Here is a 17,366-nt window from a genome sequence, read left to right as displayed (position 1 = left end):
CGTTTGACGAGAGTAAGGGCATTCCGTTGCCTGGCTCGCACGGTGATTTGCTTCGGGATGTTGCGCAAAGGCTTGCTCTCAACACTGCGCCTCGACCACCGATCTCGCTGTCGATACAAAGTGCACGGGAAAAAATTTTTACAGGAGTTTGCGAACACATCGGTCATTACGGTATCTGTGTACAGTTCTCTGCGTTTGGACAAGGCAGGCCCAAACCTTCCTACTTGAGCCTCGCCGGTCGCTTGGAGCGACCGAGGTTGATTCAGAACAGGTTATCTATGCACCGCAGGCACCTTCTGAAAGCGTCGATGGCCCTCGCGGCCTATACCGGACTGTCCGGCACCGGATTGTTCGCTGCCCAGGCCCTGGCCGCCACCGCCGACGGCGAAGCCGAACCGTTCACTTTCGACATGCTCAAGGCCCAGGCCAAGAGTCTCGCCGCGCAGGCTTATGTCAGCAACAAGCAGACCTTGCCGCCGACCCTGGCAAACATGACCCCCCAGCAATTCAATGCAATTGCCTACGACGCCAATCATTCGCTGTGGAATGACCTCAAGGGCCAACTGGACGTGCAGTTCTTCCATGTGGGCATGGGGTTCCGCACGCCGGTGCGCATGTACAGCGTCGACGCCGGGCGCAAACAAGCGCGTGAAGTGCATTTCCATCCGCCGCTGTTCGACTACAAGAACACCACGGTGGATACCTCGCAGCTCAAGGGCGACTTGGGCTTTGCTGGCTTCAAGCTGTTCAAGGCACCCAAGCTCGACCGCCATGACGTGGTGTCCTTCCTCGGCGCCAGCTACTTCCGCGCCGTCGATGCCACCGGGCAGTACGGTCTGTCCGCGCGCGGCCTGGCCATCGACACCTATGCCAAGAAGCAGGAAGAATTCCCCGATTTCACCAAGTTCTGGTTCGAGACGCCTGGCAAGGACAGTACCCGCTTCGTGGTCTACGCCCTGCTCGACTCGCCCAGCGCCACCGGCGCCTACCGTTTCGACATTGACTGCCAGGCCGAGCGCGTGGTGATGGACATCGACGCGCACATCCATGCGCGCCAGGACATCGAGCAACTGGGCGTGGCGCCGATGACCAGCATGTTCAGCTGCGGCAACCACGAGCGGCGCATGTGCGACACCATTCACCCGCAAATCCACGACTCCGACCGGCTGGCCATGTGGCGCGGCAACGGTGAATGGATCTGCCGGCCGTTGAACAACCCGGACCGGGTGCGCTTCAACGCCTTCGCCGATGTCGATCCAAAAGGCTTCGGCCTGATCCAGACCGACCACGACTTCAGCAACTACCAGGACACGGTCGATTGGTACCACAAGCGCCCCAGCCTGTGGGTCGAGCCCACCACCGCCTGGGGCGAAGGCTCCATCGACCTGGTGGAACTGCCGACCACCGGTGAAACCATGGACAACATCGTTGCCTTCTGGACACCCAAGTCACCGGTCAAGGCCGGCGATGCCCTGAATTTCGGTTACAAGCTGTACTGGAGCGCCCTGGCGCCGATCGGTACACCGCTGGCCCGCGTTGCAGCGACGCGCTCGGGGATGGGCGGTTTCACCGAAGGCTGGGCACCGGGTGAACACTATCCGAATGTCTGGGCGCGGCGTTTTGCCGTGGACTTCGCCGGCGGCGGGCTCGAATCGCTGAAAACGCCGATCGAGCCCATCATCACGGCTTCGGGTGGCAAGGTGCAGGACGTTCAGGTACTCGAGCTGCCCGACATCAAGGGCTTCCGCGTGCTGTTCGACTGGTACCCGACCAGCGATAGCGTCGATCCGGTGGACATGCGCCTGTTCATCAAGACCCAGGGGCGCACCCTCAGCGAAACCTGGCTCTATCAGTACCTGCCGCCCGCGGCGGAGAAACGCAAGTACGTGTGATGCGCTGACCTCAGCCAGCATCCTCGCCCGCCCTTTTTGCGGGCGAGGATGACATCACCGAAACGCCGCAGCGCCACTCAGTCGCGAAGGTCCGATTCCACAATCGGCTGGTCGCGGTGGGTAGCGCGCTGGTACTGGGCTGGCCATGTGGCCAGACGACCACCCAGGTCTTCGTCGGCGTGCAGCGGCCAGTACGGATCACGCAACAGCTCACGCGCCAGCAGGATGACGTCGGCCTGGCCAGTGCGCAGGATGTGTTCGGCCTGCGCGGGATCGGTGATCATCCCGACGGTGCCCGTGGCAAGATCCGCCTCTTTGCGGACACGCTCGGCAAAGCGCGTCTGATAACCAGGCCCGGTCGGGATCTCGGCATTGGCCGAGGTACCGCCCGACGACACGTCGATCAGATCCACGCCCAGCGCTTTCAGGCGCTTGGCCAGCTCGACGGTCTCGTCCGGGTTCCAGCCGTCTTCGACCCAGTCGGTGGCCGACACACGCACGAACACGGGCAATTCTTCAGGCCAGATGTCGCGAATTGCCTGGGTGACTTCCAGAGTCAGGCGGATGCGATTTTCAAAGCTGCCGCCGTAACTGTCCTGACGCTGGTTACTGATCGGCGACAGGAACTGGTGCAGCAGATAGCCGTGCGCCGCATGCACCTCGACCACCTTGAAATTGGCGGTCAGCGCGCGACGGGTCGCGTCGACGAACGCCTGGATGATGTCCTTGATGGCTGCTTCATCCAGTGCGGTCGGCGCGGTGTGCTGCGGGTCGAAGGCGATACGCGACGGGCCCACCGGCACCCAGCCGCCTTCATTGACAGGCACGCTGCCATGCTTGCCCAGCCAAGGCCGCCAAGTGCTGGCCTTGCGCCCGGCGTGGGCCAGTTGGATGGCCGGCACCGCGCCTTGCGAGGTAATGAAGCGGGTGATGCGCTGCAGCGGTTCGATCTGCTCGTCGTTCCACAGGCCCAGGTCTTCAGGCGTGATGCGACCCTCTGCCGTCACTGCGGTGGCCTCGGTGAAGACCAGACCGGCACCGCCACTGGCGCGACTGCCCAGGTGCACCAGGTGCCAGTCGTTGGCCAGGCCATCGACACTGGAGTACTGGCACATCGGCGATACGGCGATGCGGTTGCGCAGGGTCAACTGGCGCAGGGTATAGGGTTCGAGCAACATGCTCATCGGGCACCTCGGTTGGCAGTTTCAGATGGGACGAGAAGCGTCCGCTCGAACACGGCTGCGGACGTGCCTGTCTCGTTCTCGAAGACTAGTCGACAACCGAGCCGCGAGCGTGGTTCCGCGGCCGAGCAGGGTCGTACGGCTCAGCGCGGCTCGATGTGGGTAATCAGCAACTGCACCGTTTCCCGCCCGCGGAACTCGTTGAGATCCAGCTTGTAGGCCAACTGCACCCAGCGTACCGATGGATCGGGCCACACCTCGCGGTCGACGCCGAACGCGATGCCGTCCAGGCTGACGCTGCCGCACTCGGTCTTGAGCGTCACCTTCAGGTGTCGCTCGCCAACCACCCGCTGCTCCACCAACTGGAACACCCCGTGGAACATCGGCTCCGGGAAATGTTGCCCCCACGGGCCGGCATTGCGCAGGGCGCGCGCCAGCTCCAGATGGAATTCCTCGACGCCCAGGGTACCGTCCGACAGCAGGCGTCCGGTCAGGTCTTCCTCGCACAGCTGGGTGCGCACCTGCGCGTCGAATGCCTCGCAGAACGCCGGGAAATTCTCCTGCGGCAGGGTCAGCCCGGCGGCCATCGCATGCCCACCGAACTTGCTGATCAATTGCGGATGCCTGGCCGCCACCGCGTCCAGCGCGTCACGGATATGGAAGCCCTGGACCGAGCGTGCCGAGCCTTTGAGCAGCCCGTCACCGGCGTCGGCGAAGGCAATCGTTGGACGGTGGTAGCGCTCCTTGAGACGCGAAGCGAGGATGCCGATCACACCCTGATGCCATTGCGCATCGAACAGGCACAAGCCAAACGGCATCGACTCCAGCGCCAGGTCCTTGAGCTGGGCCAGGGCCTCGCGCTGCATGCCTTGCTCGATCGACTTGCGGTCCTGATTCAAGCCATCGAGCTGCGCCGCGATGGTCTGGGCGCTGGGCAGATCGGTGCTCAGCAGGCACTCGATGCCCAGGCTCATATCGTCCAGGCGGCCGGCTGCGTTGAGTCGCGGCCCGAGAATGAACCCCAGGTCGGTCGAGGTGATGCGCGCATGCTCTCGGCGTGCCACTTCAAGGATTGCCGTGATGCCCGGCCGCGCACGGCCCGCACGAATGCGCTCCAGGCCCTGGTGCACCAAGATGCGGTTGTTGGCGTCCAGCGGCACGACGTCCGCCACGCTGCCCAGTGCCACCAGGTCCAGCAGCTCGCCGATATTGGGCTGCGGCACCTGTGCATAGCGGCCCAGCTGGCGCAGCCGCGCCCGCAGTGCCATCAGCACGTAGAAAATCACCCCGACGCCCGCCAGATTCTTGCTGGGGAACTCGCAGCCTGGCTGGTTGGGGTTGACGATGGCATCTGCAGCCGGCAACTCGTGCCCCGGCAAGTGGTGGTCGGTGACCAGCACCTGCAGCCCGGCAGCCTTGGCCGCAGCCACACCTTCGACGCTGGAAATGCCGTTGTCGACCGTAACCAGCAATTGCGGCTCGCGCTGCAGGGCGACTGCGACGATTTCCGGGGTCAGGCCATAGCCATACTCGAAGCGGTTGGGCACCAGGTAGTCGACGTGAGCGGCGCCCAGCAGGCGCAGGCCGAGCACACCGACCGCGCTGGCCGTGGCACCGTCGGCATCGAAATCGCCGACGATCAGGATGCGCTGGCGCTGGTCGATCGCCGTCACCAGCAGCTCGACGGCGGCCTCGATGCCCTTGAGCCGCTGAAAGGGAATCAGGCGCGCCAGGCTCTTGTCCAGCTCCTCTGCGCTCGACACGCCACGGGCCGCATAAAGACGATTCAGCAAGGGCGGCATGTCGCCGAGGAAAGGCAGGGTCTGGGGCAGCTGACGGGGTTCGATGCGCATGGGGCCTGGGGCGGTTCTCACTGCAAGACAAAGGAAGAAGGTTGAAAACTGGGCGGCCTAGCGCTCGCCCAGCAGCCACTCGAGCTGGACTTCGTGCTGACCGCGGTCATCGGTGACGAACACCGTGCCCTCGCTGATCATGACGTCCCATTTGATGACCCGCGGCATGTCCTTGGCCAGGGTCTCGAGCACCTCTTGAGGCACCGCGGCGATGTTGACGTTCTTCAGGTTCTTCACCGCATCGACCACCTTGATCTGCCATACGCGCAAACTGCCGTAGGCCAACAGGCTGGTGCGTTCGGTACGCCGCGAACACCAGGTCAGGCGATCGGCATCGGGCAGGCCGACTTCGATCCAATGCAGGATCCGGCCATCCAGGCTCTTTTCCCACAAGGCAGCCTCGTCGACATCCGACAGACCACGGCCGAAAGACACCTGCTCGTTGTACCACAGCGCGTAGGCAAGCAAGCGCACGGTCATCCGCTCTTCGGTTTCCGAGGGGTGACGCGCGATGGTCTGCTTGACGGTCTGGTAAACGCTGCGGTCAAGATCGGTGAGGTTGAGTTCGAATTTGTAGGTGGTCGACGGCTGGGCCATTAGGCAGGCTTCTTGGGGACAGGAAAAGGCCGACAGTCTACCCGATGCGGGCCCGATCAACGACCACCACGGGGCAGTGCGACCCTGCGGCACGTTTTGATCATGGGTCCGGGTGTGGTAAAGATGGCGCAGTGTTTCAAAAACGGACACCCACGCCCCACACCCCGCGCAAGGAATGCCATGGACTCGTGTTCCAGAACTCTGCCGCCCAGCAGCCTTCTCCTGGCACTGGCGGTGTGCTCGTGCCTGCTCACTTCACCGCTCGCCCATGGTCGCGAGACCATTACATGGCTGCTGCGCGACCTGGCGCCGCTGACCATCGCCAGCGGCCCGGCGCGCAACCTGGGCGCCGTCGACCTGGCCCTGCCGTTGCTGCGCGCAGCCTTGCCCGAGTACGACCACAATGTCCTCAGGGTCAATCGGGCGCGTGCCTCGCAGATGCTTGGCGAGCCCGGCCTCAACTGCGACCCTGCGCTGCTCTGGACCGCACAGCGGGCGCGCAGCATTCTTTATTCCGTGCCCAGCATGAATGTGCTGAGCAATGTGCTGATCATGCAGCGCAGCGACCTGCCGCTGATTGCCGAGTTCATGCAAGACGGCAAGGTCGACCTGGGCGCGCTTCTACGCAGCAGAACCCTGGCCCTGGGCATTATTGCCGAGCGCAGCTATGGCCCTGTGGTGGACCGGATTCTCGCCGACACCGACAGCTATCAGCTTCTGGCCCATCATGGCAACGACGCCATGGGCAGCCTGCTGCGCATGGAAAGACTCGGCCGGATCAAGGCGCTGCTCGGCTACTGGCACGAAGCGCGCTACCAGGCACGTCAGGAAGGTCTGGATCCGGAACAGTTGGTGCAAGTCCCCATCGAGGGCTCAGCGCGCTCGCAGTTCATTCATGTCGGTTGCTCCGACAGCCCCGCCAGCCGGCGCGTACTGACGGCACTGAATTCGGTGTTGCTGGAACTCAGGAACGGTCAATTGGCAGATTTCTACGCCCAATGGCTGGCGCCCGCCGAACGGCCGGCCTACTTGCGGGAAACCACTGCGCTGTTCGATGCCCAGCGCAAAGAGGCCATGAGCAGTCAGCGCTGAGTGAGGATTACACAGGCGGCCATCCATCGATGAATGTCAGACCAGCGCGTGGCTGAAAGCGGCATTTTGCGAAACGTTGCGCAGCGCCGCGATCATCGACGGCTCCAGCCGCCCTTCTGCCACCAGAAGATCGCGGTGCAGACCATCGACCACGTCGGTAAACGAACGCAGATCCTCGAACTGACTGCGGTTGACCAAACGCTTGGTCACCACGCTCCCAGCCGCGCTCATCACCACGACCTGGCAATTGCCAAGGCTATCCTGCCCTTCGAGCGTCACGCGATACGGCGTCAGGGCTTCATTGAGCAACAGGCTGATATTCTTCATCGCATCACCACTCGTCTGTTCGAATTCTTAAGGTGCATGACACTGACCCCTGCCCTGCGAAAAAAGTTCTGAGCAAGCCGTGTCAGACTATTACCGAGGTTGCCGATAGAATATGACAGCGCGAATGTAGGACATTTCTGAATATCAGATTTGGCGCCTGCATGTTTAGAAATGGACTACAAAACAGATCAGGAATGGACCACAGGTGTGCCAGAATTCATCGCCTGATTTGCCCGTCACCGGAGCCTGCCTTGACCGACCCACTGATCGCCCCGCTGCGGATCGTGCTGGCCGATGACCATCCGATCTTTCGCGTTGGCCTGCGCGCCGTACTGGAACGAGACCCCGGTTTGCGCGTGGTGGCCGAAGCTTCCTCGCCGGAGGAGCTGACACGCTGCCTGGGCGAAACCGAATGTGGCCTGTTGATCACCGACTTCATGATGCCTTCCACGGAACAGGGCGATGGCCTGCGGCTGATCGCCTACGTTCGCCGGCATTGGCCAAAGCTGCCCGTGCTGGTGGTGACCATGCTGACCAACCCGGGTCTGTTGCGTTCGATCCTCAACCTGGGGGTAGCTGGTTTGCTGGGCAAGGCCAGCCTGGTGAACGAGCTGCCTACGGCGATTGCCAGCCTCAAGCGCAACAAACCTTACGTGGCGCAATCGGTGAAAAGCATCCTGGCACTGCCCAGCGATACCCCCGCAAGACGGATCACCGGTCATGTCGACCTGTCGCCTCGCGAGCTCGAGATAACGCGACTGCTGGCGCAGGGGCTCTCGGTCAACGAAATCGCCGCGCAGCTCAACCGTAGCAAGCAGACGATCAGTGCACAGAAAGTGAGCGCCATGCGCAAGCTGGGCATCGGCAACGATGCTGCGCTGTATATCTACCTGCAGGCTCACGGGCTGAAATGAACCCAGCCGCGGCAGGTGTGCGCAGGGTTGGCAGGCCGTTCTAAGGACGCAAAGGCAAAGACCGGGCGCCCTCGAAGTGGCTGATTTCGTGCACTTCCAGCAGGGGCAACAAGGCCCGTGCGCTCATGCTTTGCTGGTAATCCTGCAACAGGCCATGCACTGCTGCGGCCGACACCGGTGTGTGCAGTACGCCCAGCAGCGGTAGCCGATGCTGCCGCACCAATGCCGTGAACGGTTCCACCGGCTGTGACCCATTGCTGTAGATGACCAGCGCCCGTGCCAACCCGGTTGCCGCCAGATGGCCGATCAGCTCGCCCATGTCCAGGCCGGCCACGGTCATTTCGCAGATGACAATGTCGACGCCCTGGCGCTTCTCCAGCGAAAGGCATGCCGCGTTGAAACTTTGCGCGGTCAGGACATCGAACACGCCACACGCATTGAGCACCTGATGCATGGCGATCAGCTGGTACGGAATGTCTTCAAGCACCAGAACTCTGAGCGAACGCATGAATGAAACCTCGAGTGAGCGCATCGAGCTGCGCATTGACGGGCACTCTAAAGGGCAAGCGGCGCACTTGGGATAGGACAAGTCCGAAAGTTTCCGAGAATTTTCCTAGCAGCGTGCTATCGCCGTCGCCAGCCTGGCGATCTCGCGATTCAGCTCGGCAGCGTGAACGGTCAACTGTTCATCGCTGCCCGACCGGCAGCATGCGTTCACCTTGGCCAGCACGCGTGCCAGAGGTGCGGCATCGATCAAACAAGCGATGCCGTGGAGCCGATGAAGCACCTCGTGCAGCCGCACACGATCGAGCGTCTCGACGCTTTCCGCCAACGTCTGGCTTTCAGCCTCAAGGTTGCGCGAGAGCTCATCGAGCATTCGCCTGATGACCGCGTTATCCGCCTGGGTCAGGTGATGCAGCGCCTGCATGGAGAATGCCGGGCCCTGCTGCATGTCGGCGATGATCTGCGCCAGCTTGTCCAACGCTATCGGCTTGACCAGCAGTTCGTCCATGCCCGCTTCGGCGCAGCGCAACCGCTCGTCCTGCATGGCATTGGCGGTGCAACCGATGAGCCTGACCGGAGGCGCGGCGGACGCGGCCTCCTGCAGGCGGATGGCTTTGCACAAGGCATGGCCGTTCATGCCCGGCATATTGCAGTCGGTCAGCACCAGATCGAAATGCCCGGCCTGCCAGGCCGCCAGCGCACTCACACCGTCGCTGGCGTCCTGCACCCGGTGCCCGAGGAACTGCAACTGCTGGGTCAGTACCATCCGGTTAGCCGACAGATCGTCCACGACCAGTATGTCCAGTGCAGCGCTGTCGGGCCGAGCGTGCACGGTCGGCATCGCGTCCTGTTCAGCCTGATGCCGCACCTCGATCTGCACTTCCACCCGTGTCCCCTCGCCTTCGGTACTGTGCAGGCTGATCGTGCCACCCATCAGCTGGACCAGCTGCTTGCAGATGCTCAGGCCCAGGCCGGTGCCGACCGATTCCTGCTGCACATCCACGTTACCCTGGACGAACGGCCTGAACAGCCTGGCCTGTTGAGCGGGCGTGATGCCCGCACCTGTGTCGCTGACGGTAATGGTCATGTGCCACTGGCCTGAACTGAGTGGCTGCGCCGCGACCGCCAGGTTGACGCTGCCCTGGCGGGTGAACTTCAAGGCGTTGCCGAGCAGGTTGTGCACCACTTGCCGCAATCGCAGCGGATCGAACCAGAACGCGCTGGCCACGCCCGGCGCAATATCGAGGTGCAGCGCTACGCCTTTGCGCTGAGCCTGGGCCGAGAACAGGCTGAGCATGCCCTCGAAGAACGGCCTCACTTCGGTTACCTGCTCGGCCAGCAACATGCTGCCCGATTCGATCTTCGCCAGGTCCAGGCTGTCGCCGATCAGGGCGATGAGGTCCCGCGCCGAACGCCAGGCCACTTCCAGCGCCTGCGACACTGGCTGGTCGTCACGCTTGCGCCGTTCACGCTCGAGCTCGAGCAGACCGATGATGGCTGCCATGGGCGTACGGATCTCATGGCTCATGGTCGCCAGAAAAGCGCTTTTGGCCTGGTTGGCCTGTTCGGCAATGTGCCGCGCTTCGACCAGTTGGTCTTCCAGGCGCTTGCGTTCGGAGATGTCGATCCAACCACCGAGCAGGCCCTGCAACTGCCCCTCGGCGTTGTAGAACGGCACGATCCATTGCCAGGCGTGAACCTTGCGGCCGCGCATCTGGATCTGCCGATCGGTCGACACCGGCTGCTGATCGTCCAGCAGCCTGAGGTAGTCACGGTGCATCTGCTGCGCTTCGTCGGCATTGACCACGGCGACTTCCAGCAATGTACGACCCTTGATGTCCTGCAGACGGGTGGCAAAGCTCTGCTCGTAACTCTTGTTGCAGGACAACAGTCGCGCCTGCAGGTCGCGGACATAGATGGGCCCGGGAATGCCATCGAGCAGCGCGTGCTGGAATGCCAGCTGATCGTTGAGTGCCTGCTCGGCCTTGAGCCGCTGACGAATCTGCGCCTTGAGTCGACCACTCCACAACAGCGACACCGCGCCCAGCACCAGCGCTGCTGCCAGCAGCCAATAGACCCAGGTGGCAATGCGTTGCCACATGGGCTCTGGAGGCACTACCGCACCCAGCCACTTCAGGCGCGCTGCACGCAGTTCCGCGACCGGATAGGCCTCCAGCGCCTTGTTGATGATGGACGTGAGCTCGGGTTCCGAGGCACGAATGGCAAAACGGTCGGGCGACCATTCGCCGTCGACATTGCGTCCGACCTTGAGCACGCCGGGCGGATAACGGCCAACCGCGCGATAGGCGCCGACTTCACTGTCGATGGTGGCATCCGCTTCGCCGCTCGCCACCATCTCGCGTGCCTTGTCGTAGGTGCTGACCAGGCGCAGCTTGATGTGCGGGTACTGGCTGCGGATCGCGCTTTCCAAGGCGTGCTCGGCCGGAATCGCCAGGACCTTGCCGGCCAGCTCGTCCAGATGACCGATGGGCAGGTCCTCGGCGCGCACGATGAACACCCAGCCCTGGCCACCGAACGAATGGCTGAAACTCAGGAAGGCCTTGCGGTCCGGCGTTTCCGAGAGAGTGGTATTCATATCGGCCTTGCCAAGCTTCAGCATTTCCAGGCTCTGGGCCATCGAGTTGGAAGGCAGGTAGACGAACTGCAGTCCCGTCATGTGCGACAGCGTTGCCAGCACTTCACTGTTGAGCCCTACCCAGTTTCCCTGGCGGTCCCGGTACAGGTAGGGAGGATACTGCGTCGCGACCACACGCACCTGGCGGTGCCGGGCGATCCAGGCTTGTTCGGCAGGCTCCAGCGGTACCCGATGGTGGCCGATTTCCGACCCCAGCCCGGTGGTCCAGCGGGTCAGGATCTCGCGGCGCAAACCATCGTCGAGGCTGGCCAGGGCCCGCTCGACCATCTGCCCCAATATCGGATCGGCCTGGCGACTGGCGATGGTGTAACCCACGGGTGGCAGACCGCTGGGGCCGACGATATCCAGAGCCAGGTAGGGTCGCAGTGCGTTGTAGGCGCGCACGATCACCTCGTTGCTGATCATGGCGTCGACATCGCCCTGGTGCAGCGCCTGCAGGCCACTGCTCAGGCTGGGTGCGACCACGATGCGGCTGTCGGGATACACGCGTTGCACCGTGGCATCGTCGGCATAGCCATCCACCAGCGCGACCTTCTCCCCGGCCAGGCCGCTGCTGTGCTTGCTGCCCGCGCGCCGTACGATGACGCCGCGGTCAGGCATGTACTCCTTGGAAAAGGCCAGGCCGTCGATGGCCTGTTCGAAGGCATTGGCGCTGGTCAGCAGATCGATTTCGCCATCCTTGAGCGCCTGCACCGCCTCGCTGCGCTGGGCAAACCCCAACACCCGCAGATCGACCCCCAGGCGGCTGCCGATCAGGCTCAGGTAGTCGGCACTCACACCTTGATAGCGGTTGCGATCGCTGGTGATGTCGATGGGTTCGTGATCGGCCAGGGAAACACCCACCCTGAGCGTGCCGTGGCGTTGCAGCCACTGCTGTTCGGTGCTGGAAAGGGGCAGTGGAGAAAGCTGCGCGAACGGTGCAACCAAGGCGAAGGGCAGGCTTTGGGCAGCGAACGCCAGGCCGGGCGAAAGGATGGCAACCGCCATGAACAACCCCGCCATCCACGCCGTCACCCCTGCGAGCGTGAGAAACGAGGTCAGTGTGGGTTTCATGCCATGCATCCTTGCCTGCGGGCCAAAGGGGCCCAGGAAAAAGTTGCATAAGCTTGGCACTGTAAAAAGCATAAAGCCCGCATCGGGCGGGCTTTATGTGTTTCAGATCGCGTCAGACGCGAGGCTGCATGCCATCACAGCGGTTTGCCGCGATTGCCATGTTGGCTGACGAAGGCTTGTACGGCCGACAGGTCGTTGGGCAACACGGTGCACTTCTCTTCGCGCTCGAACAGATCGACCAGGTGCGCAGGCAACTCCAGAGCCTTGCCTACGCCGGCCTTTTGCACGGCTTCGGGGAACTTGACCGGGTGCGCCGTTCCCAGCACCACCATGGGCGTGTCGAGGCTGCGACGACACTCGCGCGCCGCGCGTACGCCAATGGCCGTGTGTGGATCGAGGACCTCGCCGCATTCGGCGAACACCTGGGCGATGGTCTCGCAGGTTTGCTCGTCGGTGACCGCCAGCGAGTCGAACAGCTTGCGCGCCTCGGTCCAGCGTTCCTCATCGACGCTGAAACCGCCGCCCTGGCGGAAGTTGTCCATCAGGCCTGCAATGGCCGCGCCGTTGCGACCGTGCAGGTCGAACAGCAGGCGTTCGAAGTTCGACGACACCATGATGTCCATCGACGGCGACAACGTCGCGTGCAGGGTTTGCTTGACGTACTGATTGCCGCTCATGAAACGGTGCAGGATGTCGTTGCGGTTGGTGGCCACCACCAACTGGTTGATCGGCAGGCCCATGTTGCGCGCCAGATAGCCGGCGAAGATATCGCCAAAGTTGCCGGTGGGCACCGAGAACGCCACCGAGCGTGCCGGGCCGCCCAGCTGCAGGGCCGCGTGGAAGTAGTAGACGATCTGGGCCATGATCCGCGCCCAGTTGATCGAGTTCACTGCAACCAACGGCGTGCCCTTGAGGAAACTCTGGTCGGCGAAGCTGTTCTTGACCATTTCCTGGCAGTCGTCGAAATTGCCTTCGATGGCGATGTTGTGCACGTTGTCGCCGGTAATCGTGGTCATTTGCCGACGCTGAACCGCAGACACGCGCTCATGCGGATGCAGGATGAAAATATCGACGTTCTCGCAGTGCTTGCAGCCTTCGATTGCGGCCGAACCGGTATCGCCACTGGTGGCGCCGACGATCACCACACGCTGGCTGCGTTTGGCCAGTACGTAGTCGAGCAGCCGCCCCAGCAGCTGCAGGGCAAAGTCCTTGAACGCCAGCGTTGGCCCGTGGAACAGCTCCATCACCCACTCGTTACCACCCAGCTGGCGCAAAGGTGCGACGGATGCATGGGCGAATACCGCGTAGGTTTCTTCGAGAATCTTCTTGAAATCGGCATCCGGAATGCTGCCGGTGACGAACGGGCGCATGACCCGGAAGGCCAGCTCGTGATAAGGCAGCCCCGCCCACGAGGCGATTTCTTCCTGGGTGAAGCGCGGCAGGTTTTCCGGGACATAGAGGCCACCGTCACTGGCCAGACCGGCGAGCAGAACCTCTTCGAAGTTCAGGGCCGGGGCCTGACCGCGAGTACTGATATAACGCATTGCGAATTCCTCTGGCAGCTGCCGCTTAGTTCAAGTGCTCGACACGGATGCGCACGACCGGGCCAACCACGCCCTGCAAGGCTTCCAGCGCCTTGATGGCATCATTGATGTGCTGTTCGACGACGCGGTGGGTCAGCAGGATCATCGGCACCAGGCCGTCGTGTTCCTCGACCTCTTTCTGCATGATCGACTCGATGTTGATGCCACGCTCGGAGAGGATGCTCGCCACCTGCGCCAGCACGCCCGGATGATCCTTGGCTTGAATGCGCAGGTAGTAGGCGCTTTCGCAGGCCTCGATGGGCAGGATCGGGTGAGCGGAAAGCGAATCCGGCTGGAAGGCCAGGTGCGGCACGCGATTCTCCGGGTCCGAGGTCATGGCGCGGACCACGTCGACCAGGTCGGCGACCACGCTCGAGGCAGTCGGCTCCATGCCCGCACCGGCACCGTAGAACAGGGTTGAACCGGCCGCGTCGCCGTTCACCATCACTGCGTTCATCACGCCATTGACGTTGGCGATCAGACGGTCGGCCGGGATCAGCGTCGGGTGCACCCGCAGCTCGATACCGCGCTCGGTGCTGCGCGCCACACCCAGATGCTTGATGCGGTAGCCCAGGGCTTCGGCGTAGTTGACGTCGGCCGTGGTCAGGCGGGTGATGCCTTCGGTGTAGGCCTTGTCGAACTGCAGCGGAATGCCGAAGGCGATGGACGCCAGAATGGTCAATTTGTGCGCCGCGTCGATACCTTCGACGTCGAAGGTGGGGTCGGCCTCGGCATAACCCAGGGCCTGCGCTTCGGCCAGGACGTCCTCGAAGGTACGGCCCTTCTCGCGCATTTCGGTCAGGATGAAGTTGCCAGTACCGTTGATGATGCCCGCGACCCAGTTGATGCGGTTGGCCGAAAGACCTTCGCGAATGGCCTTGATCACCGGGATGCCACCCGCCACGGCGGCTTCGAACGCAACGATCACGCCCTTCTCGCGTGCCTTGGCGAAGATCTCGTTGCCGTGCACTGCAATCAGCGCCTTGTTGGCGGTGACCACGTGCTTGCCGTTTTCGATAGCCTTGAGTACCAGCTCGCGCGCGATGCCGTAGCCACCGATCAGCTCGATGACGACATCGATATCCGGGTTGCAGGCCACGGCGAAGACATCGTTGGTAATGGGGGTACCGGCGATCTGGCAATTGGGGTTCTGCGAGCGCATCGCAATCTGCGCCACTTCAATACCGCGCCCGGCACGGCGGGCAATCTCCTCGGCGTTGCGCTGAAGTACGTTGAAGGTGCCGCCACCGACGGTACCTAACCCACAGATGCCTACTTTGACCGGTTTCACTCTGAACTCCCCATGAAACGACCGCCTCGATGACGGTCGTGATACTGGCCGCAGGCCGTGAGCCTTCGGCTATTGATGACGTGCGAGTGCCACTCAGCCTTTCGCGTCGAGAGCCAGCTTGGCGACGTTGGCGGCCGGCTGGTAACCCGGAATGACCTGACCGTTCTCCAGCACGATGGCTGGCGTGCCGGTGACGCCGATCGACTGGCCCAGCTCGAACTGCCTGGCCACCGGGTTGGCGCATGAAGGCGCCTTGATGGTGTCGCCCGATACCATCTTGTCCATCGCTGCCTTGCGGTCCTTGGAGCACCAGACAGCCTGCAGCTGTTCGTCACCGGCCGACTTCAAGCCCTGGCGCGGGAACGCCACGTAGCGGACCTCGACACCCATGCGGTTCAGCTCGGGGACTTCGGCGTGCAGCTTGTGGCAGTACGGACAGGTGGTATCGGTGAAGACCGTGATGTGCGACTTGGTTTCGCCCACCGCGGGGTACACAACGGTATCGGCTACCGGGATCGCGTTGACGGTCTTGGCAATGGCCAGTCGCTCGGTTTTCTCGGTGAGGTTGACCGGCTTGCCGTCCTGGATCTGGAACAGGTAGCCCTGCATGACGAACTGACCGTCGGCGCTGGCGTAAAGCACGCGACCGCCCTTGAGCTTGACCTCGTACAAGCCGTTGAGCGGACTGGCGGCGACGCTTTCGATCGGCACTTCCAGTTGCAGGGTCTGCAGGGTCTTGCGGATCGCTTGTTCCGCAGCCGGGTCGGCAACGGCAAAGGTGCTGGCCAGCGCAAGGGCTGCGGCGGCGAAAAGGCGGGTCACGCGCATGGGAACTCCTGGAGCGACGGACTTGAGGGGCGGTGAACGATCAGCTCGTCACAGCCCGCTGCATAAACCGGGCAAGCCTACCACATTCATTGGCCAAGACCGACTCTGGACAACCCTCGACACAGCCTTGGAGCACGTTGTTTCATCCGCGCGGATGATGCCTGGCATGAAGCTCCTGCAGACGCGCGCGTGCCACGTGGGTGTAGATCTGCGTGGTCGACAGATCGCTGTGGCCGAGCAGCATCTGCACCACGCGCAGATCCGCACCGTGATTGAGCAGATGCGTCGCGAAGGCGTGGCGCAGCGTGTGCGGCGACAGCGACTTGGCGATGCCGGCGACCTGGGCCTGATGCTTGATCCGATGCCAGAAGGTCTGTCGCGTCATCTGCTCGCCGCGCTGGCTGGGGAAGACCACGTCGCTGGGCCTGCCGCCGAGCAGTTCGTGACGTCCGTCGCGCAGGTACCGCTCGACCCAGACCACCGCTTCCTCACCCATCGGCACCAGGCGCTCCTTGTTGCCCTTGCCCACCACGCGCAATACACCCTGGCGCAGATTGACCTGGTCCAGGGTCAGGCTGATCAACTCGGTCACGCGCAGGCCGCAGGCATACAGCACCTCGAGCATGGCGCGATCCCGCTGGCCGATCGGCTCGCTCAGATCGGGCGCCTGCAATAACGCTTCGACGTCGGCTTCGGACAACGATTTCGGCAACGGTTTGCCCAGTTGCGGCATGTCGATCTGCAGCGTCGGGTCGGCACCGATCAGCTTTTCGCGCAGCAGGTAGCGATAGAAGCCGCGCGCGCCCGACAGCAGGCGTGCCGTGGAGCGCGCCTTGTAACCCTGCTCGACCCGCCAGGCCAGGTGATCGAGCAGTACATCGCGGCCCGCCGCCTCCAGCGCGATGCCGCGCTCGTGCAACCAACCATTGAACAATGCAAGGTCGCTGCGGTAACTGTTGCGGCTGTTTTCCGATAGGCCTTTTTCCAGCCACAAGGCATCGAGAAATTGGTCGATCAGGGGGTGGTCGAGGGCAGGCATCGCAATCGCAGGGCTGTGGGGGTGCGGGGATGATAACAGGGCGCAGCGTCAGGGCGACGCCTTCGCGGGCAGAGGGCTCGCCGCCCGCCCCCCTCCCACATGAACCTTACCCACCCGTTCACGCTCGCCTACACACTTTCGCCCACAAAAAAGGCAGCCCGAAGGCTGCCTTTTCCTGCATCAGAAACAAACTGTACTCAGGACAGTTTTTCCTTGATACGTGCTGCTTTACCAGACAGGTCGCGCAGGTAGTACAGCTTGGCTTTGCGCACGTCACCACGACGTTTCACGGCCATGCTGTCGATCTGCGGGCTGTAGGTCTGGAAAGTACGCTCTACACCTACACCGTTGGAGATTTTACGAACGGTGAAAGCACTGTTCACGCCGCGGTTGCGCTTGGCGATAACAACGCCTTCGAACGCCTGCAGACGCGAGCGATCGCCTTCCTTCACTTTCACCTGAACGACAATGGTGTCGCCCGGGGCAAAGGGAGGGATTTCTTTGGTCATCTGCTCTGCTTCGAGTGCAAGGATGATTTTGTTGGTCATGCTGTGCT

Annotated in this window: 14 protein-coding genes; 3 read left to right on the top strand and 11 right to left on the bottom strand. The window is 62.9% G+C overall.

Translation table 11 applies throughout. From position 1 onward, the window contains the following. The first annotated feature begins 278 nt into the window (after positions 1–278). Positions 279–1,892 (top strand): glucan biosynthesis protein D, encoded by a 1,614-nt coding sequence (locus tag IFT76_RS12920; protein ID WP_122475070.1) that lies wholly within the window; start codon positions 279–281, stop codon positions 1,890–1,892. Positions 1,893–1,969: 77 nt separating this feature from the next. Here IFT76_RS12920 and IFT76_RS12915 read toward each other — a convergent pair whose 3' ends face one another. The 3 genes from IFT76_RS12915 to IFT76_RS12905 all read right to left on the bottom strand — a co-directional run bounded on the left by IFT76_RS12915 (position 1,970) and on the right by IFT76_RS12905 (position 5,523). Next, positions 1,970–3,076 (bottom strand): NADH:flavin oxidoreductase/NADH oxidase, encoded by a 1,107-nt coding sequence (locus tag IFT76_RS12915; RefSeq protein WP_192054608.1) that lies wholly within the window; start codon positions 3,074–3,076, stop codon positions 1,970–1,972. A 140-nt stretch (positions 3,077–3,216) separates the two neighbouring features. After that, positions 3,217–4,926, bottom strand: coding sequence for a single-stranded-DNA-specific exonuclease RecJ (gene recJ / locus IFT76_RS12910; RefSeq protein WP_122475073.1), 1,710 nt, complete (start codon positions 4,924–4,926; stop codon positions 3,217–3,219). A 57-nt stretch (positions 4,927–4,983) separates the two neighbouring features. Continuing rightward, positions 4,984–5,523 carry a YaeQ family protein gene (locus IFT76_RS12905; protein WP_192058669.1) on the bottom strand — a complete coding sequence of 180 codons (540 nt, stop codon included), beginning with the start codon at positions 5,521–5,523 and terminating at the stop codon, positions 4,984–4,986. A 180-nt stretch (positions 5,524–5,703) separates the two neighbouring features. Between IFT76_RS12905 and IFT76_RS12900 the strand changes: the two genes are divergently transcribed. Continuing rightward, the gene (locus tag IFT76_RS12900) at positions 5,704–6,615 is read left to right on the top strand and encodes a TIGR02285 family protein (RefSeq protein ID WP_244647946.1); all 912 of its coding nucleotides are present in this window, start codon (positions 5,704–5,706) and stop codon (positions 6,613–6,615) included. Between the two features lie 36 nt (positions 6,616–6,651). On the opposite strand, the gene IFT76_RS12895 is transcribed toward IFT76_RS12900, so the two are convergent. Then, a complete protein-coding gene (locus IFT76_RS12895) occupies positions 6,652–6,942 on the bottom strand; it encodes a DUF3509 domain-containing protein (RefSeq protein WP_122475077.1) in 291 nt (96 codons plus the stop codon). Positions 6,943–7,217: 275 nt separating this feature from the next. On the opposite strand from IFT76_RS12895, the gene IFT76_RS12890 reads away from it, so the two are divergent. Next, complete coding sequence (locus tag IFT76_RS12890) at positions 7,218–7,856, top strand: response regulator (RefSeq protein ID WP_244647082.1); 639 nt, start codon at positions 7,218–7,220, stop codon at positions 7,854–7,856. A gap of 40 nt (positions 7,857–7,896) precedes the next feature. Here the strand turns inward: IFT76_RS12890 and IFT76_RS12885 are convergent, their stop codons facing one another. The 7 genes from IFT76_RS12885 to rplS form a co-directional block, all read right to left on the bottom strand. Further along, a complete protein-coding gene (locus IFT76_RS12885) occupies positions 7,897–8,364 on the bottom strand; it encodes a hypothetical protein (RefSeq protein ID WP_192058667.1) in 468 nt (155 codons plus the stop codon). A gap of 105 nt (positions 8,365–8,469) precedes the next feature. Further along, positions 8,470–12,069: an ATP-binding protein gene (locus IFT76_RS12880; RefSeq protein ID WP_244647945.1), complete on the bottom strand. Its 3,600-nt coding sequence runs from the start codon at positions 12,067–12,069 to the stop codon at positions 8,470–8,472. 134 nt (positions 12,070–12,203) lie between these two features. Then, entirely contained in the window at positions 12,204–13,613 is a 1,410-nt protein-coding gene (gene thrC / locus IFT76_RS12875; protein WP_192058665.1) for a threonine synthase, read from the bottom strand. A 25-nt stretch (positions 13,614–13,638) separates the two neighbouring features. After that, on the bottom strand, positions 13,639–14,943 hold the full coding sequence (locus tag IFT76_RS12870; protein WP_122475085.1) for a homoserine dehydrogenase: 1,305 nt from the start codon (positions 14,941–14,943) through the stop codon (positions 13,639–13,641). A gap of 93 nt (positions 14,944–15,036) precedes the next feature. Further along, positions 15,037–15,771 (bottom strand): DsbC family protein, encoded by a 735-nt coding sequence (locus tag IFT76_RS12865; protein ID WP_122475087.1) that lies wholly within the window; start codon positions 15,769–15,771, stop codon positions 15,037–15,039. A gap of 142 nt (positions 15,772–15,913) precedes the next feature. Next, complete coding sequence (gene xerD, locus IFT76_RS12860) at positions 15,914–16,810, bottom strand: site-specific tyrosine recombinase XerD (protein ID WP_122475089.1); 897 nt, start codon at positions 16,808–16,810, stop codon at positions 15,914–15,916. Between the two features lie 197 nt (positions 16,811–17,007). Then, positions 17,008–17,358 (bottom strand): 50S ribosomal protein L19, encoded by a 351-nt coding sequence (gene rplS / locus IFT76_RS12855; RefSeq protein ID WP_043193039.1) that lies wholly within the window; start codon positions 17,356–17,358, stop codon positions 17,008–17,010. Between the last annotated feature and the right edge of the window lie 8 nt (positions 17,359–17,366).

This window comes from Pseudomonas sp. CFBP 13727, assembly GCF_014841915.1.
GTDB lineage: Bacteria > Pseudomonadota > Gammaproteobacteria > Pseudomonadales > Pseudomonadaceae > Aquipseudomonas > Aquipseudomonas baltica.
The sequence above is the reverse complement of the archived record's forward strand: the minus strand, read 5'-3'. Positions and strand labels throughout refer to the sequence as shown.